Below are 13,570 nucleotides of genomic sequence, written 5' to 3'. Positions count from 1 at the left end.
TTTCTTGAATGACCGATGGCTTCAATCTAGAGGCCGCAGCGCCATCAAGGAAATCGATTCGCGGGATAGTCGCTATGCGCACCATCGATAACGCCAGGACCCCGATGAAACCCATCGAACTCAACCGCATCGACCTGAACCTGCTCACCGTGCTGGCCGCGCTCATGCGCGAGCGCCACGTCAGCCGCGCTGCCGAGCGGCTGAACCTTGGCCAGCCCGCGGTGAGCCATGCGCTGGCGCGACTGCGCGAGCTGACGGGCGACCCACTGCTGGTGCGCCAGGGTCGCGTGATGGAACCCACCGCGCGGGCGCTCGCCCTGATGCAGGGCCTGGGCCCCGCGCTCGCCCAGATCGAGGCCACATTCCGCGCACAGGCCGACTTCGAGCCGGCGCGTGCCGCACCGGTGTTCCGCATCGGCCTGACCGACGACCTGCAGATCGCGATGCTGCCCCGCCTGCTGCGCGCCCTGAGCACCGAAGTGCCCGGCGCCAAGCTGGTGACGCTCACGGTCTGCTACCGCAACGCCACGCGCTACCTCGACCAGGGCCGTGTCAGCGCGGTGATGTCCTTCCTCAAAGACCTGCCCGCCGATGCGAAGGTGCGCAAGGTCCGCACCGCGCGCTTTGCCGTGCTCCGCGCCGACACCGCGCCCGGCAGGTTGTCGCTCGACGACTACTGCCGCCGACGCCACCTGCTCGTGACCTATGCCGGCGACCTGTGCGGCACCGTCGACGAAACGCTGGGGGAACTCGGTCGGCAGCGCGACGTGCTCTTCTCGGTGCCGCAGTTCGGCAGCCTGCCCGCCGTGCTCGCCGGCACCGACCTGCTGGCCACGGTGCCCGAGCACGTGGCGCTGGCGCTGTCGGCGCAAAGCGGCCTGCGCTGCGAGCCCCTGCCCTTCGACAGCCCGAGCTACCAGTTGCGGATGGCCTGGCGCGCGGTGACCGACAAGGACCCGGCGCAGGCGTGGCTGCGCAAGGCCATGCTGCGGGCCGTCAACGATTAGGATGCAGATCCACTTCCCTGGAGGACCCCGCATGCCGAGCACCGAGACCCACTTCGAACTGACCGCCAACGACGGCCATCCGGTGGAGGCCCACCGCTGGCAGGGCACCGCGCCACGCGCCATCGTGCAACTGGCGCATGGCATGGGCGAGCATTCGCTGCGCTACCGGCCGCTGGCCGACGCGCTCACGCAGGCCGGCTACGTCGTCTACGCGAACGAGCACCGCGGCCATGGCCCCGGCGCCGCCGCGCGCGACGAGCTCGGCGAGTTCGGCCCGCGCGGATTCGCCGGCCTCGTGGACGACATGGCGCTGCTCAGCCGCCACGCGCGCGCCGAGCACCCCGGGCTGCCGCTGGTCCTCGTCGGCCACAGCATGGGCTCGTTCGCCACGCAGTACTACCTGGTGCGGCACAGCGAACTGCTGTCGGGCGCGGTGCTGTCGGGCACCACGGCGCTCGACCTGCTGGGCGGCGCGCTGCAAAGCGGCTTCCGTCTCGAGGACATGAACGCCGCGCTGCCCGACGTGCGCACGCCCTTCGACTGGCTCAGCCGCGATCCGGCCCAGGTCGACGCCTACATCGCTGACCCGCTGTGCGGCTTCACCGTGTCGGCCGAAGGCATGGGCTCCATGTTCGCCAGCCTCGACGAACTCACGCCCGCCGCGATGCAGACGCGCATCCGGCCCGAGCTGCCGCTGTACCTGTTCACCGGCGACCAGGACCCGGTCAGCAACAAGGCCGAGTGGTTCTACCCGCTGGTGCAACGCTACCGCGACGCCGGCCTGCGCGACGTGTCGTGCCATGTGTTCGGCGGTGCGCGCCACGAGACGCTCAACGAGACCAACCGCGACGAAGTCGTGGCCGTGCTGCTGGCCTGGCTCGCGCGCATCGTGCGATGAAGCTCCTCGCCTTCGACGAGAGCCTGGACCAGCGCCACATCCTGCCCTACGACCCGGCGTACGCCGAGGTGTTCGCGCAGGTGCAGCGCCATGTGCAGGCGCAGCTCGAGGGCGTGGAACTCGTGCACATCGGGAGCACGGCCATCGTCGGACTGCGGGGCAAGCCGATGGTGGACATCGCGGCGATCACGCAGCGCGAGAACCTGCGCAGGGCCCAGTCGGAATTCGAAGCGCTCGGATTTCACCGCCGCCCGGTGTGGGTCGACACGGACGAGAAGCCCTACGTCTGCGCGTCCGTGCTGCACGGCGGGCGCAGGTTCAACCTCAACCTGCACATCTGCCATCGCGGCGACCCGGTGCACGTGGACTCGCTGGCCTTCATGGAAGTGCTCGACCGGCGCCCGGACCTGCGCCAGAAGTACGAAGAAGCCAAGGACCGCGCCCACGGCATCGACCCGGCCGACCCGCAGGTCTACAACCGGGAAAAGGAAGCGGTGATCCGGGAGATACAGGCCCAGGTCGGGCAGGCCTGGCTCTAGAGGCTCGCCAGTATCCCGGTCGACGTGGCCTCTGCGGCCAGCTTCCCGTCGGGGTTGTAAAGCGCGGCTTCGAGGAACGCCACGCGCTTCCCGCGCCGGATCACACGCCCCTCGACGCGGCCTTCGCCAGGACCGACCTTCTCGTAGAAGCTCACCTTGATCTCCAGGCTGAAGACCGTCTGCGCCTGCTCGGTGTCGTGCATGACCGCATGGGCCATCGCAGCGTCGAGCCAGGCCGTGATGAAGCCGCCCTGGGCGATCGTGCCGTTCGTGTGGCAGTACTCGCGCCGCACGGTGAAGGCGGCCTTCAGCGTCTTGTGCTCGGCGTCCCAGCCGGTCACGTGGAAGTTGCCCATCGATTCGGACAGCGCCTGGCCCGAGCGGATGCGGGCTTCGAGTTCGTCGTTCATTGGTTTCGTTCGCAGCAGGTGAAGCAACGGGCATTCTCTGCCGAAAGCGTGGGGGCCATCGGTCACCTCAGAGGTAGCGCACCTCCGCCGGCACCTCGAACCAGTTGTTGTGGCGACCGTCCATGTAGCGCACCGGCGCGGTGGACAGCTCTTCGAGCGTCGCGTCGTCCAGGCAGGAGACGTTCACGCTGACGTAGGCGCCACCGATCTCCGGCACGTTGCCGCGCCCGAAGGACTTGACGCCGCAATGGCGGCAGAACAGGTGCTCGGCGCTGAACGAGCCGAACTGGTAGCTCGACAGGTCTTCTTCGCCCGACAGCAGCGTGAAGTCGGCCGGCTTGACGATGGCGCCCCAGCCGCGCGACTTCATGCAGATCGAGCAGTTGCACTTGCCGGTGCCCGCGGCGAGATCGATGAGCGCCTGGAAGCGCACCTTGCCGCAGTGGCAGCTGCCGTGATAGGTCTTCTTCATGGTCGGTGTCCGTGGAAACGAGTGGAGGAAATCCAAGGCTACGACCCATTGCGGACAGATTCTGTCCTCGATCGCAGGCATGATGCGGCCCATGCTGTCCGCTTCCGCCCGCCTGCTTCGCCTGCTCGCGCTGTTCCAGGCCCAGCGCGCCTGGACCGGGGCCGCCCTGGCCGAGCGCCTGGAGATCACCGAGCGCACGCTGCGCCGCGACGTCGACCGGCTGCGCAGCCTCGGCTACACGGTCGACTCCACCTCGGGCGTGGCCGGCGGCTACCGGCTGGGCGCGGGCAGTGCCCTGCCGCCACTGCTGCTGGAAGACGAAGAAGCCATTGCGGTGGCGCTGGCGCTCGGCCATGCCGGCACGGGCGAAGGCGACATCGGCAACGCGTCGATGCGCGCCCTCGCCAAGCTCGACCAGTTGATGCCGCCGCGCCTTCAGCGCCGCCTGGGCAGCGTGCGCGCCTCGGTGGTGCCGGTGATGCGCAGCAAGTCGGGCGTGCGCGTGAAGGCGGTGTCGATGTTCGCCGAAGCCTGCACCGAGCGGCGCGAGCTGCGCTTCGGCTACCAGGACCACCACCAGACGGCCACGGCGCGCACCGTGGAGCCGCACCGCGTGGTGCAGACCGGCCAGCGCTGGTACCTGCTGGCCTGGGACACGGCGCGCCAGGACTGGCGCACCTTCCGCCTCGACCGCATCGTCGACGCCGAACCGACGGGTGCGCGCTTCACTGCGCGCCGCCTGCCGTTGGGCGACGTCGAGGCCTACATGGAACACGCGCTCAAGGTTTCGCCCTACCTGCACCACGCACGCGTGATCGTGCATGCCCCGCTCGCGGCGCTGGAACCGCACCTGGGCTGGGTGGGCGGCGTGCCCGAAGCCCTCGACGCGGACCGCACACGCGTCGTCACCGGCGCCAGCTCGCTCGACGCGCTGGCCGTGTGGCTGGGCTGCCTGGGCCACGACATCGAAATCGAGTCGCCTCCCGAACTGGTGCAGCACGTGGCGCGCGTCGCCACACGGCTGGACACCATCGCGCGCCAGCAGGGTACCCCCATCCCCCGTCTATAGGATGGGCTCGCCCCATACCGGCCGATAGGCTTGCGGCACCTGCAACCTCCGAACGGAAACGGATCTGCCCATGCGCCTCGGCCCCGGTCTCGCCTGCGGAAGCCTGCCATGCCCCTGACCGCCACCCAGGTCGCCGTGGTCGAGGACGACAGCGGCATGCGCGAGCGCATCGCCCGCGTGATCGGCGCCGACCCCGCGCTGGCGCTGGCCTTCAGCGCCTCGAACGCGGTCGACATCCTGAACTGGCTCACGGACAACCCGGTCGATGTGCTGCTGGTCGACCTCGGCCTGCCCGACCACCCCGGCCTGCAGGTGATCCGCCAATGCCGCCGCATGCAGCCGGCCTGCGCGGTGATGGTGCTGACGATCTTCGGCGACGAGACCCACATGGTGCAGGCCTTCGAGGCCGGCGCGCGCGGCTACCTGCTCAAGGACGGCACCGAGGCCGACCTGGCGGCGCACCTGCGCCACCTGGGCGCGGGCGGCTCGCCGCTGCCGCCGGGCATCGCGCGGCAGCTGCTGCGCCGCTGGCAGGCCTCCGACGGCGCGCCCGGGCACCTCTCGTCGCGCGAGGCCGAAGTGCTCGACCGGGTGTCTCGTGGTTTCACCTATGCCGAAATCGGCGCGCAGATGGGAGTCTCCGCATCGACGGTTCAAACCCATATCAGAAACATCTACGGCAAGCTGGATGCGCCCCCACCCTCGGACGCCGTGTTGGCGACCCGCCCTCCAGGCCGGCTTTCCTAGCCGCGTGAACCGCCCCGTCTTTTCCCGCATGCAAGCCGTGCTGCAACTGCTGCTGTGGCTGGTGCTCGCAGCCCCCTTCGCCCATGCGGCCACCCCGCCGGGCACCACCGACGTGGACTGGGCCGAAGCCAGCCTCGAACCCGACGGCCTGCCGATGCAGGTGCGGCAGGTGGCGCTGCCCTTTCGCTGGGACCACGAGTTTCCGGGGCGCGGCGGCAAGGCCAGCTACCGCATCGTGTTGCCCCCGGACGCCGCCCGCGCGGACGACGCCCAAGCACTCCTGATGTCGGGCCTGGGCAACCAGGCCGCCGTGTGGTTCAACGGCGCGCTGGTCGCCAACTACGGCGTGCTCGGTGATCCGGCCTACGACGCCGGCAAGGCCAACCTGCTGATCCCGCTGGCCGCCGCCCTGCGGCGCGGCGACGGCCAGCCGCAGGAGCTGCTCATCCAGGCCACCATTCAGCGCCAGCGCGGCGGCGGACTGGCCAGCGTGCTCTACGGCCCCGAAGCCTCCCTGGCCCCCTTGCACCGTTCGCAGCAGAACTGGCGCAACACCTCGGCCATCGTCTACGCCGTGAGCCTGTTGCTGATGGGCGGCCTGGCCGCCGGGCTGTGGCTGCGCCAGCGCGATGCGCTCTACGGCTGCTTCGCGCTGGCCGCGCTCTCGGGCGTGGCGCGCAACCTCGACCGCGTGCTGACCGAAGGGCCCGTGCCCTGGCCGCTGTGGGGCGCCGTGGTGGCGGTCTGCTATGCCTGCCACATCGGGCTGATCGCGCGCTTCGTGCTGCTGGTGCTCGACCGCAACCCGCCCTGGCTGGTGCGCTCCATCTACGGGGCGCTGGCGCTGTCGGTGGTGCTGGCCTGCGCCTCCTTCGCCTTCGCGCTGCCGGCGCTGTGGACCACGGGGCTGGCGATCCTGCAGGTCACGAGCACCATCTGCCTGCCCTACGTGGTGCACGGCGCGCTGGTGGCGCGGCGGCGCATCGCTGGCGTGCTGATGGCGGCGGGCACGCTGGCCATCCTGGCGGGCGCGCACGACCTGCTGCTGGTGCGCATGGGCCTGTTCGGCGGCGCCTACTACACGCTCACCTCGCACGCGATCTTCTTCTTCGTGATGATCCTGGCCGGCCTCGTGGTGGAGCGCTACAGCCGCACCGTGGCCGACTACCGCTCGCTGAACGCCAACCTCGCCGCCCGCGTGGCCGAGCGCGAAGAGCAGCTGCGCGGCGCCTTCGAAACCGTGCGCAAGCAGCAGGAGGAACAGGCCGTGCTGCTGGAGCGCCAGCGCATCATGCGGGAGATCCACGACGGCGTCGGCTCGCAGCTCGTGGGCCTGCTCAACGTGGTGAACCAGCCCGCGCCCGACCGCGACGTGGTCGAGGAGCACGTGAAGCTGGCGCTCGACGAGATGCGCATGGCCGTCGATTCGCTGCAGCCCATGCACGACGACCTGACCACCGTGCTGGCCACGCTGCGCTACCGCCTGCAGCCCCGGCTGGACGCGGCCGGCATCGAGCTGGTGTGGGACGTCGCCCTCATCCCCACGCTCGCGCCCTTTGCCGCGCAGGCCGCGCTGCAGCTGCAACGCATCCTGCTCGAGGCCTTCACCAACGTGCTGAAGCATGCGGGCGCCACGCGCATCGTGATGCACGTCGGCTGGCACGGCGAGCAGACGCCGCCGCTGGTGCGCATCGTGCTCACCGACAACGGCCGCGGGCTGCCGGCGAACGAACGCCCCGGAGGCCACGGCCTGGCGAACATGCGTTCGCGGGCGCAGGCCATCGGGGCGCGGCTGCAGATCGAGCGGGCCGACGCGCAGGCCGGCGGCACGCGCGTGTCGCTCGACTGGCCCTGCGCGCTGCCCTGAGCGCGCACGGGTCGGTCAGCCCAGGCGCACCGGCACGAAGATCTTGTCCTCGCCGCGCTGGATCAACAGCGCCACCGACTTGTCGGCCTTGGCCACCGCCTGGCGCACCTGCTCGAGGCTCTTGGCCGGCGTGCCGTTGATGGCCAGCAGCACGTCGCCGGCCTGCACCCCGGCCATCGCCGACGGGCCCGCCACGTCCTCGATCAGCAGGCCGCCGTCGACCGAGGCCGCGCGCTGTTCCTGCGGCTGCAGCGGGCGCAGCGCCAGGCCGAGCTTGCCTTGCCCCGCCGTGTTGTCGGCCTTGGCCACCTGCGCCGGCTTGTCGCTGGCATCGCCGAGCTTGGCCTGCAGCTCCTGGCGCTCGCCCTGGCGCCACACCTCGAGCGTGACCTTCTTGCCCGGCGCCTGCTGGCCGATCACGGCCGGCAGGTCGCCCGACGACACGATGGCCTGGCCGTCGACCTTGCGGATCACGTCGCCCGCCTTCAGGCCGGCATGGTCGCCGGGGCCGCCCTTCTCGATGTTCGAGACCAGCGCGCCCTCGGGCTTGTCGAGCTTGAACGAATCGGCGAAAGCCTGGTTCACCTCCTGCACCGCCACGCCCAGGCGCGCATGCGTGGCCTTGCCGGTGGCGACGATCTGGTCCTTTACCTGCACGGCCACGTCGATCGGAATGGCGAACGACACGCCCTGGTAGCCGCCGCTGCGGCTGTAGATCTGCGAGTTGATGCCGACCACCTCGCCGCGCGCATTGAGCAGCGGCCCGCCCGAGTTGCCGGGGTTCACGGCCACGTCGGTCTGGATGAAGGGCACGTAGCTGTCGTCGGGCAGCGAGCGGCCCTTGGCGCTCACCACGCCGGCCGTCACGGTGTTCTCGAAGCCGAAGGGCGAGCCGATGGCCAGCACCCATTCGCCGACCTTCAGGTCCTTGGTGTTGCCCAGCGCGAGCACCGGCAGGTTCTTGGCGTCGATCTTGAGCACCGCGATGTCGGTCTTGGCATCGGCGCCCAGCACCTTGGCGCGGTACTCGCGGCGGTCGGTCAGCTTGACGGTGACTTCCTTCGCGTCCTTCACCACGTGGGCGTTGGTCATGATGATGCCGCTCGGGTCCACGATGAAGCCCGAGCCCTGCGAGCGCACCGGCACGGCGCGCTGCTGTTGTTGGCCGCGCGGTCCCATCTGGCCCTGGAAGTGGCGGAAGAACTGGAACATCGGATCGTCCGGGTCGATGCCCTGCAGCTGCGCCATCGTGTCGTCGTCCGGAGCCTTCTCGGTGCCGGTCACGCTGATGTTGACCACGGCCGGGCCGTCGCGCGAGGTGATGGTCGAGAAGTCGGGCAAGGTGACCATCGCGGCCGGCGCGGCCACGGCGGCGGTGGTGGCCGGGGCGCCCACGGCGCGGGCGCTGGTGTAGGCACCGGCGCCGACGGCACCGATCACACCGGCTGCGGCCAGCGCGATCACGAGGGCACGGGGGGAAGTCAGGGCGGTTTTCATTCTTCGATTCCTTTCAATCCTGCGCCGGAGCGCAAACACGATGAAAGGAATGTCGCGGCCTTGACTTAGGCGTCGCTTAAGTGGAGTTCACTCTTTGGGGGGCGTGAACGTCACCCGCACGCACAGCCCGCCGAGGCTTTGGGACTCTTCAAGCGCCACGGTGGCGCCGTGCAGGTCGGCGATCGACTTCACGATGGCCAGCCCCAGCCCGCTGCCCGGCGCCTGCGGTTCGCCCGAGCGGTAGAAGCGGTCGAGCACGCGCGCACGCTCGGCCTCGGGCAGCCCCGGGCCACTGTCGTCCACGCGCAGTTCCACCGCGTCGGGGCGCTTCACGAGGCCGACGTCGACCCGCCCGCCCTCGGGCGTGTACTTCACGGCGTTGTCGATCAGGTTGCGCAGCAGCATCCGCAGCGCTTCGGGCTGGCCGCTCACGGTCGCGCCCGCGTCGGACTGCGCCACGCCGATGTCGATGTGGCGCGCCTGCGCAGCCGCCACCGCGTCGGAGATCGCCAGGCGCGCCACCTCGGCCAGGTCGACCGGCTCAGGCTTCGCACCTGCGGCCACGCTGGCCTCGTGACGGGCCAGCGCCAGCATCTGCTCGACCAGGCGCGTGGCACGGTCGATGCCGGCCGACAGCCGGCTCACGGCCAGCGTGCGCGCCGCGTCGTCGGGCGCGCGCTGCAGGCCCTGCACCTGCAGCTTGAGCGCCGCCAGCGGCGAACGCAGTTCATGCGCGGCATCCGCCACGAAGTGCTTCTGCGCGTCGAAGGCATGGCGCACGCGGCCGAACAGCAGGTTGAGTTCCTGCACCAGCGGGCGCACTTCTTCGGGCAGGTTCTCTTCGCTCACGGGCGAGAGGTCGTCGGCCTGCCGCGAGGCCACTTGCCGGCGCACGCGCGCCACGGGCGCCAGCGACAGGCTCACCACCCACCACACGACCAGCATCAGGAGTGGCGCCATCAGCGCCACGGGCACGATGGTGCGCAGCGCGAGCGAACCGGCCATGTGGCGGCGCGCCGCCATGTCCTGCGCCACCTGGATCACCAGCCCGCGCGTCTGCATCGAGAACACGCGGTAGGTCGTGCCGCGGGCGCGCACGTCGGCAAAGCCCAGCACCGCGAGCTGCGGCAGCGCGGCCTCTTCGGCCGACTCGAAGATGCGCACGCCGTCGACCGTCCACACCTGCACCACGAAATCGAAGTTCTGCTCCGCACCGCCGAGCCCGCCCACGGCCGCGCTCGGCGGCAGGCCCGCACGCAGCGACAGCGCCATCTGCTGCATGTGGTAGTCGAAGATGTCGTCGGCTTCCTTCAGCACCGTGCGGTAGGCCACCAGCGCCTGCGCGCCGGCCGCGAGCACGATGGCGGCGAGCAAAAACACCAGCAGCCGCGCGCGCAGCGATCCGGTCCATCGCATCACGCGGCGCATCATGCCTTGGGCACCATGTAGCCGACGCCTCGCACGTTGCGGATGAGTTCGGCGCCGAGCTTCTTGCGCAGGCCGTGCACGTAGACCTCGACCGCGTTGCTGCTGATCTCGTCCTTCCAGCCGTAGAGCTTTTCTTCGAGCTGGGCGCGCGAGAGGACCATGCCCGGGCGGGCCAGCAGCGGTTCGAGAACGGCCCACTCGCGCGCCGACAGCACCACCGGATCGCCATTCACCGCGACCTCGCGCGTGGCGGGGTTGATGCTCACGCCCATGTGCTCGTAGACCGGCTCGGCGCGCCCCGATGCGCGCCGCAGCAAGGCGCGGATGCGGGCCAGCAGTTCGTCGAGGTCGTAGGGCTTGAGCACGTAGTCGTCGGCGCCGGCGTCGAGGCCTTCGATGCGCTGCTGCACCGAGTCGCGCGCGGTGGCGATCAGCACCGGCATGCGCTGTTTGCGCGCACGCAGGGCGCGCAGCACCTCCAGGCCGTCGCGGCGCGGCACGCCCAGGTCGAGCAGCACGAGGTCGTACTGCTGGGTGCGCAATGCGGATTCGGCGGCGTCGCCGTCCTTCACCCAATCGACCGCGTACTGCTCGGCCCGCAGCAGGTCGAGCACGGCCTCGCCGATCATCACGTCGTCTTCGAGAAGCAGGAGTCGCATGGTGGTGTCCGTTGTCGGAGGTTCGAGGCCGCGTCGAAGCTGAAAGTTCAGCGCACCTCAGTTCACAGGAGGGAGCGCACCTCGCGCGCCGCCTCGAACAGCAGCGGCAGCATCTCGCGCTGCAAGGTCTCTTCCTGGTAGCGCGTGCCCGACAGCACCACGTTGAGCGCCGCCACCGTGTGGCCCTGCATGTCGCGCAGCGGCACCGCCAGCGCCTGAACGCCGAGCTCGTGCTCTTCGCTGGCGAAACAGTAGTCGTCCTTGCGCACCTGCGCGATGCGCTGGCGCAACGCGCGCGCCTGGGTGATGGTGTGCGGCGTGAGCCGTGCCAGGTGCCGGCCCTTGAGCCACTGCGTGAGCTGGGTGGCGGCCATGGCGGCCAGCAGCACGCGCCCGGTCGAGGTGGCGTGGGCCGGCAGGCGCGCGCCCAGGTGCAGGCCGTAGGCCAGCACGCGCGTGGGCGTGCCGTAGCTGCCGCTGCGCGCGACGATGACCACCTCTTCGCCGTCGAGCACCACGGCCGAGAACGACTCGCCGGTCTGCGCCGCGAGCCGGTTCAGCGTGGGCTGCAGCGCGCGCGGCAGGCGCGACGAGGCCAGGTAGCTGCCGGAGAAGCGCAGCACCTTCGGCGCCATCCAGAAGTAGCTGCCGTCGGTTTCCAGGTAGCCCAGGTGGGCCAGCGTGAGCAGGTGGCGCCGGGCGGCGGCGCGCGTGAGGCCGGCGCGCTCGGCCGCCAGCGTGGCGTTCAGGCGCTGGCGCTCGGTGTCGAAGCTTTCGAGCACCGCCATCCCCTTGGCGATGCCCTCGATGAAGTCGGCGCGGGCGATGGTCATTCGTCGTGGATCGGTCTGCTGAAGAAGTGTTGCGCGATGATCGCGCACGCGTTCGCATGATCGCACAGAGCCTCGCCAGCCGCCGCCCCAACCGGCCGGCCGCGCCCTACGCTTGGCAAAACCCTTTCGGAGACACGAACATGCGCACCCAGGTCGCCATCATCGGCGCAGGCCCCGCCGGCCTTCTGCTCGGCCAGCTGCTGCACAAGGCAGGCATCGACAACGTCATCGTGGAGCGCCAGAGCGGCGACTACGTGCTGGGCCGCATCCGCGCCGGCGTGCTCGAACAGGTCACGATGGACCTGCTGGCGCGCGCGGGCGTCGACACCCGTGCCAAGGCCGAGGGCCTGCCGCACGACGGCATCGAGCTGCTGTTCAAGGGCGCGCGCCATCGCATCGACATGCATGGCCTCACGGGCGGCAAGCAGGTCACGGTGTACGGCCAGACCGAGGTGACGCGCGACCTGATGGAAGCGCGCACGGCCGAAGGCCTCACCACCATCTACAGCGCAGCCAGCGTCAGCCTGCACGACTTCGATTCGGCCAAGCCGCGCGTTCGCTACGAGAAAGACGGCCAGACGCACGAGATCGAGTGCGACTTCATCGCCGGCTGCGACGGCTACCACGGCGTGAGCCGCGCCAGCGTGCCGGCCGACGCGATCCAGACCTACGAGAAGGTCTACCCCTTCGGCTGGCTCGGCGTGCTGGCCGACGTGCCGCCGGTGTCGCACGAACTCATCTACGCCAACACCGAACGCGGCTTTGCGCTGTGCAGCATGCGCAGCGCCACGCGCTCGCGCTACTACGTGCAGGTGCCGACCGAAGAGAAGGTGGAGAACTGGAGCGACGAAGCCTTCTGGAACGAGCTGCGCGCGCGCCTCGACCCCGAAGCGCGTGAACGGCTGGTGACGGGCCCGTCGCTCGAAAAGAGCATTGCGCCGCTGCGCAGCTTCGTGGCCGAGCCGATGCGCTTCGGCTCGCTGTTCCTGGCCGGCGACGCGGCGCACATCGTGCCGCCGACCGGCGCCAAGGGGCTCAACCTCGCGACCGCCGACGTGGGGTACCTGTCGCGCGCGCTGGAGATTTTCTACAACGAGAAGTCGGCTTCGGCGCTGGACCGCTACTCCGACCTGTGCCTGCGCCGCGTCTGGAAGGCCGAGCGCTTCTCGTGGTGGTTCACCTCGCTGATGCACCGTTTTCCCGAGACGGGCGCCTTCGGCCAGAAGATCCAGGAAGCCGAGCTCGACTACCTCGTGCACTCGCGCGCGGCGTCGACCGCGCTGGCGGAAAACTACGTGGGGCTGCCGCTCGAGGACTTCTGAGCGGCGGGCGACGACAGCATCTCGTCGACCCAGCGCTGGTCTTCGTCGTAGATCCAGCATTCGCTGAGCTTGCCGTCCTTCACGGCGTAGCGCAGCTGGCGCTCCAGCTCGACCGGGCGCCCCTGGTGCTCGAACTGCTCGACGGCGACGATCAGCCCGAAATGCTCGCCGGCCAGCACGTCGCGGATCGCGACCAGCCGGCGGTTCGTTCGTTCCTTCACCTGCTTGAGCACCGCGAGGCAGGCCGCCTTGCCCCGGTGCGTGCCCGCGAGCGGGCTGCGCCCGAAGTAGTGGAAGACGACTTCGTCGTGGTAGCAGTCGACGATGGCCTTGAGGTCGTTGGTGGCCCACGCCTGCGCGTAGCGCTGCACGACCGCCCGGATCTCGCTCGCGGCAGGGCTTGTCGGCGTACTCATCGTGCGTTGGCTTTCTCCAGCGTCTGCTTCATCGCGGCGCCGCCCTGCGCCATCATGGGTTCGATGTACGCCGCGAGCCCGTCGGGCAGCACGTCGGTGATCCAGACGAAGCGCGCGCGGCCTTCGCCGTGCGCGAACACCTGGGCCGACGCGTGGTGGTGCGTGGCCTTGCCGTCGGTCACGGTGTAGGCCAGCCGGCGGTTCTCTTCGTCGAGGGCCACGAGCAGCTCGCGCGCCACGAGGCCATTGGCAAAGTGGACGATGCGGGCGCCCTGCCCGTCGAGTTCGCAGCCGGTGAGAAAGCCCGGCGCGAGGCGCGTGTGGACGGCGCCGAAATCGCGCAGCGCGTCCCACACCTGCGCCGCATCGCGCTCGACGATGAATTCCTTGTAGACGGTGGCCATGG

General features: G+C 70.1%; 15 protein-coding genes. 7 read left to right on the top strand and 8 right to left on the bottom strand.

From position 1 onward, the window contains the following. Nucleotides 1-104: 104 nt before the first annotated feature. The 3 genes from AC1RLW_RS02815 to AC1RLW_RS02805 are packed head-to-tail and all read left to right on the top strand — an operon-like array spanning nucleotide 105 to nucleotide 2,444. On the top strand, nucleotides 105-1,007 hold the full coding sequence (locus tag AC1RLW_RS02815) for a LysR family transcriptional regulator (RefSeq protein WP_493192156.1): 903 nt from the start codon (nucleotides 105-107) through the stop codon (nucleotides 1,005-1,007). Nucleotides 1,008-1,038: 31 nt separating this feature from the next. Beyond that, a complete protein-coding gene (locus AC1RLW_RS02810) occupies nucleotides 1,039-1,905 on the top strand; it encodes an alpha/beta fold hydrolase (RefSeq protein WP_369646853.1) in 867 nt (288 codons plus the stop codon). Further along, on the top strand, nucleotides 1,902-2,444 hold the full coding sequence (locus AC1RLW_RS02805; RefSeq protein ID WP_493192155.1) for a GrpB family protein: 543 nt from the start codon (nucleotides 1,902-1,904) through the stop codon (nucleotides 2,442-2,444). Before AC1RLW_RS02810 ends, AC1RLW_RS02805 begins: the two co-directional genes overlap by 4 nt. Here the strand turns inward: AC1RLW_RS02805 and AC1RLW_RS02800 are convergent. Then, nucleotides 2,441-2,854 (bottom strand): PaaI family thioesterase, encoded by a 414-nt coding sequence (locus AC1RLW_RS02800; protein WP_062478117.1) that lies wholly within the window; start codon nucleotides 2,852-2,854, stop codon nucleotides 2,441-2,443. The genes AC1RLW_RS02805 and AC1RLW_RS02800 overlap by 4 nt on opposite strands. Before the next feature lie 67 nt (nucleotides 2,855-2,921). Then, nucleotides 2,922-3,326 (bottom strand): GFA family protein, encoded by a 405-nt coding sequence (locus tag AC1RLW_RS02795; protein WP_095745513.1) that lies wholly within the window; start codon nucleotides 3,324-3,326, stop codon nucleotides 2,922-2,924. 91 nt (nucleotides 3,327-3,417) lie between these two features. Between AC1RLW_RS02795 and AC1RLW_RS02790 the strand changes: the two genes are divergently transcribed. From AC1RLW_RS02790 to AC1RLW_RS02780, 3 genes are all read left to right on the top strand, one after another. Further along, complete coding sequence (locus AC1RLW_RS02790; RefSeq protein WP_493192154.1) at nucleotides 3,418-4,395, top strand: helix-turn-helix transcriptional regulator; 978 nt, start codon at nucleotides 3,418-3,420, stop codon at nucleotides 4,393-4,395. 108 nt (nucleotides 4,396-4,503) lie between these two features. Continuing rightward, on the top strand, nucleotides 4,504-5,142 hold the full coding sequence (locus AC1RLW_RS02785; RefSeq protein WP_159276685.1) for a response regulator: 639 nt from the start codon (nucleotides 4,504-4,506) through the stop codon (nucleotides 5,140-5,142). Nucleotides 5,143-5,170: 28 nt separating this feature from the next. After that, nucleotides 5,171-7,009 (top strand): sensor histidine kinase, encoded by a 1,839-nt coding sequence (locus AC1RLW_RS02780; RefSeq protein ID WP_390343578.1) that lies wholly within the window; start codon nucleotides 5,171-5,173, stop codon nucleotides 7,007-7,009. A 15-nt stretch (nucleotides 7,010-7,024) separates the two neighbouring features. On the opposite strand, the gene AC1RLW_RS02775 is transcribed toward AC1RLW_RS02780, so the two are convergent. The 4 genes from AC1RLW_RS02775 to AC1RLW_RS02760 form a co-directional block, all read right to left on the bottom strand. Next, a complete protein-coding gene (locus tag AC1RLW_RS02775; protein WP_493192153.1) occupies nucleotides 7,025-8,506 on the bottom strand; it encodes a DegQ family serine endoprotease in 1,482 nt (493 codons plus the stop codon). Between the two features lie 87 nt (nucleotides 8,507-8,593). Then, nucleotides 8,594-9,922 (bottom strand): ATP-binding protein, encoded by a 1,329-nt coding sequence (locus AC1RLW_RS02770; RefSeq protein ID WP_493192152.1) that lies wholly within the window; start codon nucleotides 9,920-9,922, stop codon nucleotides 8,594-8,596. Nucleotides 9,923-9,933: 11 nt separating this feature from the next. Then, a complete protein-coding gene (locus AC1RLW_RS02765; protein WP_447744639.1) occupies nucleotides 9,934-10,593 on the bottom strand; it encodes a response regulator in 660 nt (219 codons plus the stop codon). A 62-nt stretch (nucleotides 10,594-10,655) separates the two neighbouring features. Next, complete coding sequence (locus tag AC1RLW_RS02760) at nucleotides 10,656-11,426, bottom strand: IclR family transcriptional regulator domain-containing protein (protein ID WP_070060906.1); 771 nt, start codon at nucleotides 11,424-11,426, stop codon at nucleotides 10,656-10,658. 140 nt (nucleotides 11,427-11,566) lie between these two features. Between AC1RLW_RS02760 and pobA the strand changes: the two genes are divergently transcribed. Continuing rightward, nucleotides 11,567-12,748 (top strand): 4-hydroxybenzoate 3-monooxygenase, encoded by a 1,182-nt coding sequence (gene pobA / locus AC1RLW_RS02755; protein WP_493192151.1) that lies wholly within the window; start codon nucleotides 11,567-11,569, stop codon nucleotides 12,746-12,748. On the opposite strand, the gene AC1RLW_RS02750 is transcribed toward pobA, so the two are convergent. After that, nucleotides 12,718-13,164 (bottom strand): nuclear transport factor 2 family protein, encoded by a 447-nt coding sequence (locus AC1RLW_RS02750; RefSeq protein ID WP_493192150.1) that lies wholly within the window; start codon nucleotides 13,162-13,164, stop codon nucleotides 12,718-12,720. The genes pobA and AC1RLW_RS02750 overlap by 31 nt on opposite strands. Next, nucleotides 13,161-13,568, bottom strand: a complete 408-nt coding sequence (locus AC1RLW_RS02745; RefSeq protein WP_493192149.1) for an SRPBCC family protein — start codon at nucleotides 13,566-13,568, stop codon at nucleotides 13,161-13,163. The genes AC1RLW_RS02750 and AC1RLW_RS02745 overlap by 4 nt, the downstream gene beginning before the upstream one ends. Between the last annotated feature and the right edge of the window lie 2 nt (nucleotides 13,569-13,570).

The organism is Variovorax sp. GW822-FHT04A09, from assembly GCF_058801005.1.
This window is presented reverse-complemented; position numbering and strand designations above follow the sequence as displayed.

Coding starts and splice junctions, on each gene's coding strand:
- AC1RLW_RS02770 (WP_493192152.1), bottom strand. CDS start 9,922: ATGCGATGGACCGGATCGCTGCGCGCGCGGCTGCTGGTGTTTTTGCTC.
- AC1RLW_RS02745 (WP_493192149.1), bottom strand. CDS start 13,568: ATGGCCACCGTCTACAAGGAATTCATCGTCGAGCGCGATGCGGCGCAG.
- AC1RLW_RS02760 (WP_070060906.1), bottom strand. CDS start 11,426: ATGACCATCGCCCGCGCCGACTTCATCGAGGGCATCGCCAAGGGGATG.
- AC1RLW_RS02750 (WP_493192150.1), bottom strand. CDS start 13,164: ATGAGTACGCCGACAAGCCCTGCCGCGAGCGAGATCCGGGCGGTCGTG.
- AC1RLW_RS02800 (WP_062478117.1), bottom strand. CDS start 2,854: ATGAACGACGAACTCGAAGCCCGCATCCGCTCGGGCCAGGCGCTGTCC.
- AC1RLW_RS02785 (WP_159276685.1), top strand. CDS start 4,504: ATGCCCCTGACCGCCACCCAGGTCGCCGTGGTCGAGGACGACAGCGGC.
- AC1RLW_RS02790 (WP_493192154.1), top strand. CDS start 3,418: ATGCTGTCCGCTTCCGCCCGCCTGCTTCGCCTGCTCGCGCTGTTCCAG.
- AC1RLW_RS02765 (WP_447744639.1), bottom strand. CDS start 10,593: ATGCGACTCCTGCTTCTCGAAGACGACGTGATGATCGGCGAGGCCGTG.
- AC1RLW_RS02815 (WP_493192156.1), top strand. CDS start 105: ATGAAACCCATCGAACTCAACCGCATCGACCTGAACCTGCTCACCGTG.
- AC1RLW_RS02780 (WP_390343578.1), top strand. CDS start 5,171: ATGCAAGCCGTGCTGCAACTGCTGCTGTGGCTGGTGCTCGCAGCCCCC.
- AC1RLW_RS02805 (WP_493192155.1), top strand. CDS start 1,902: ATGAAGCTCCTCGCCTTCGACGAGAGCCTGGACCAGCGCCACATCCTG.
- pobA (WP_493192151.1), top strand. CDS start 11,567: ATGCGCACCCAGGTCGCCATCATCGGCGCAGGCCCCGCCGGCCTTCTG.
- AC1RLW_RS02775 (WP_493192153.1), bottom strand. CDS start 8,506: ATGAAAACCGCCCTGACTTCCCCCCGTGCCCTCGTGATCGCGCTGGCC.
- AC1RLW_RS02810 (WP_369646853.1), top strand. CDS start 1,039: ATGCCGAGCACCGAGACCCACTTCGAACTGACCGCCAACGACGGCCAT.
- AC1RLW_RS02795 (WP_095745513.1), bottom strand. CDS start 3,326: ATGAAGAAGACCTATCACGGCAGCTGCCACTGCGGCAAGGTGCGCTTC.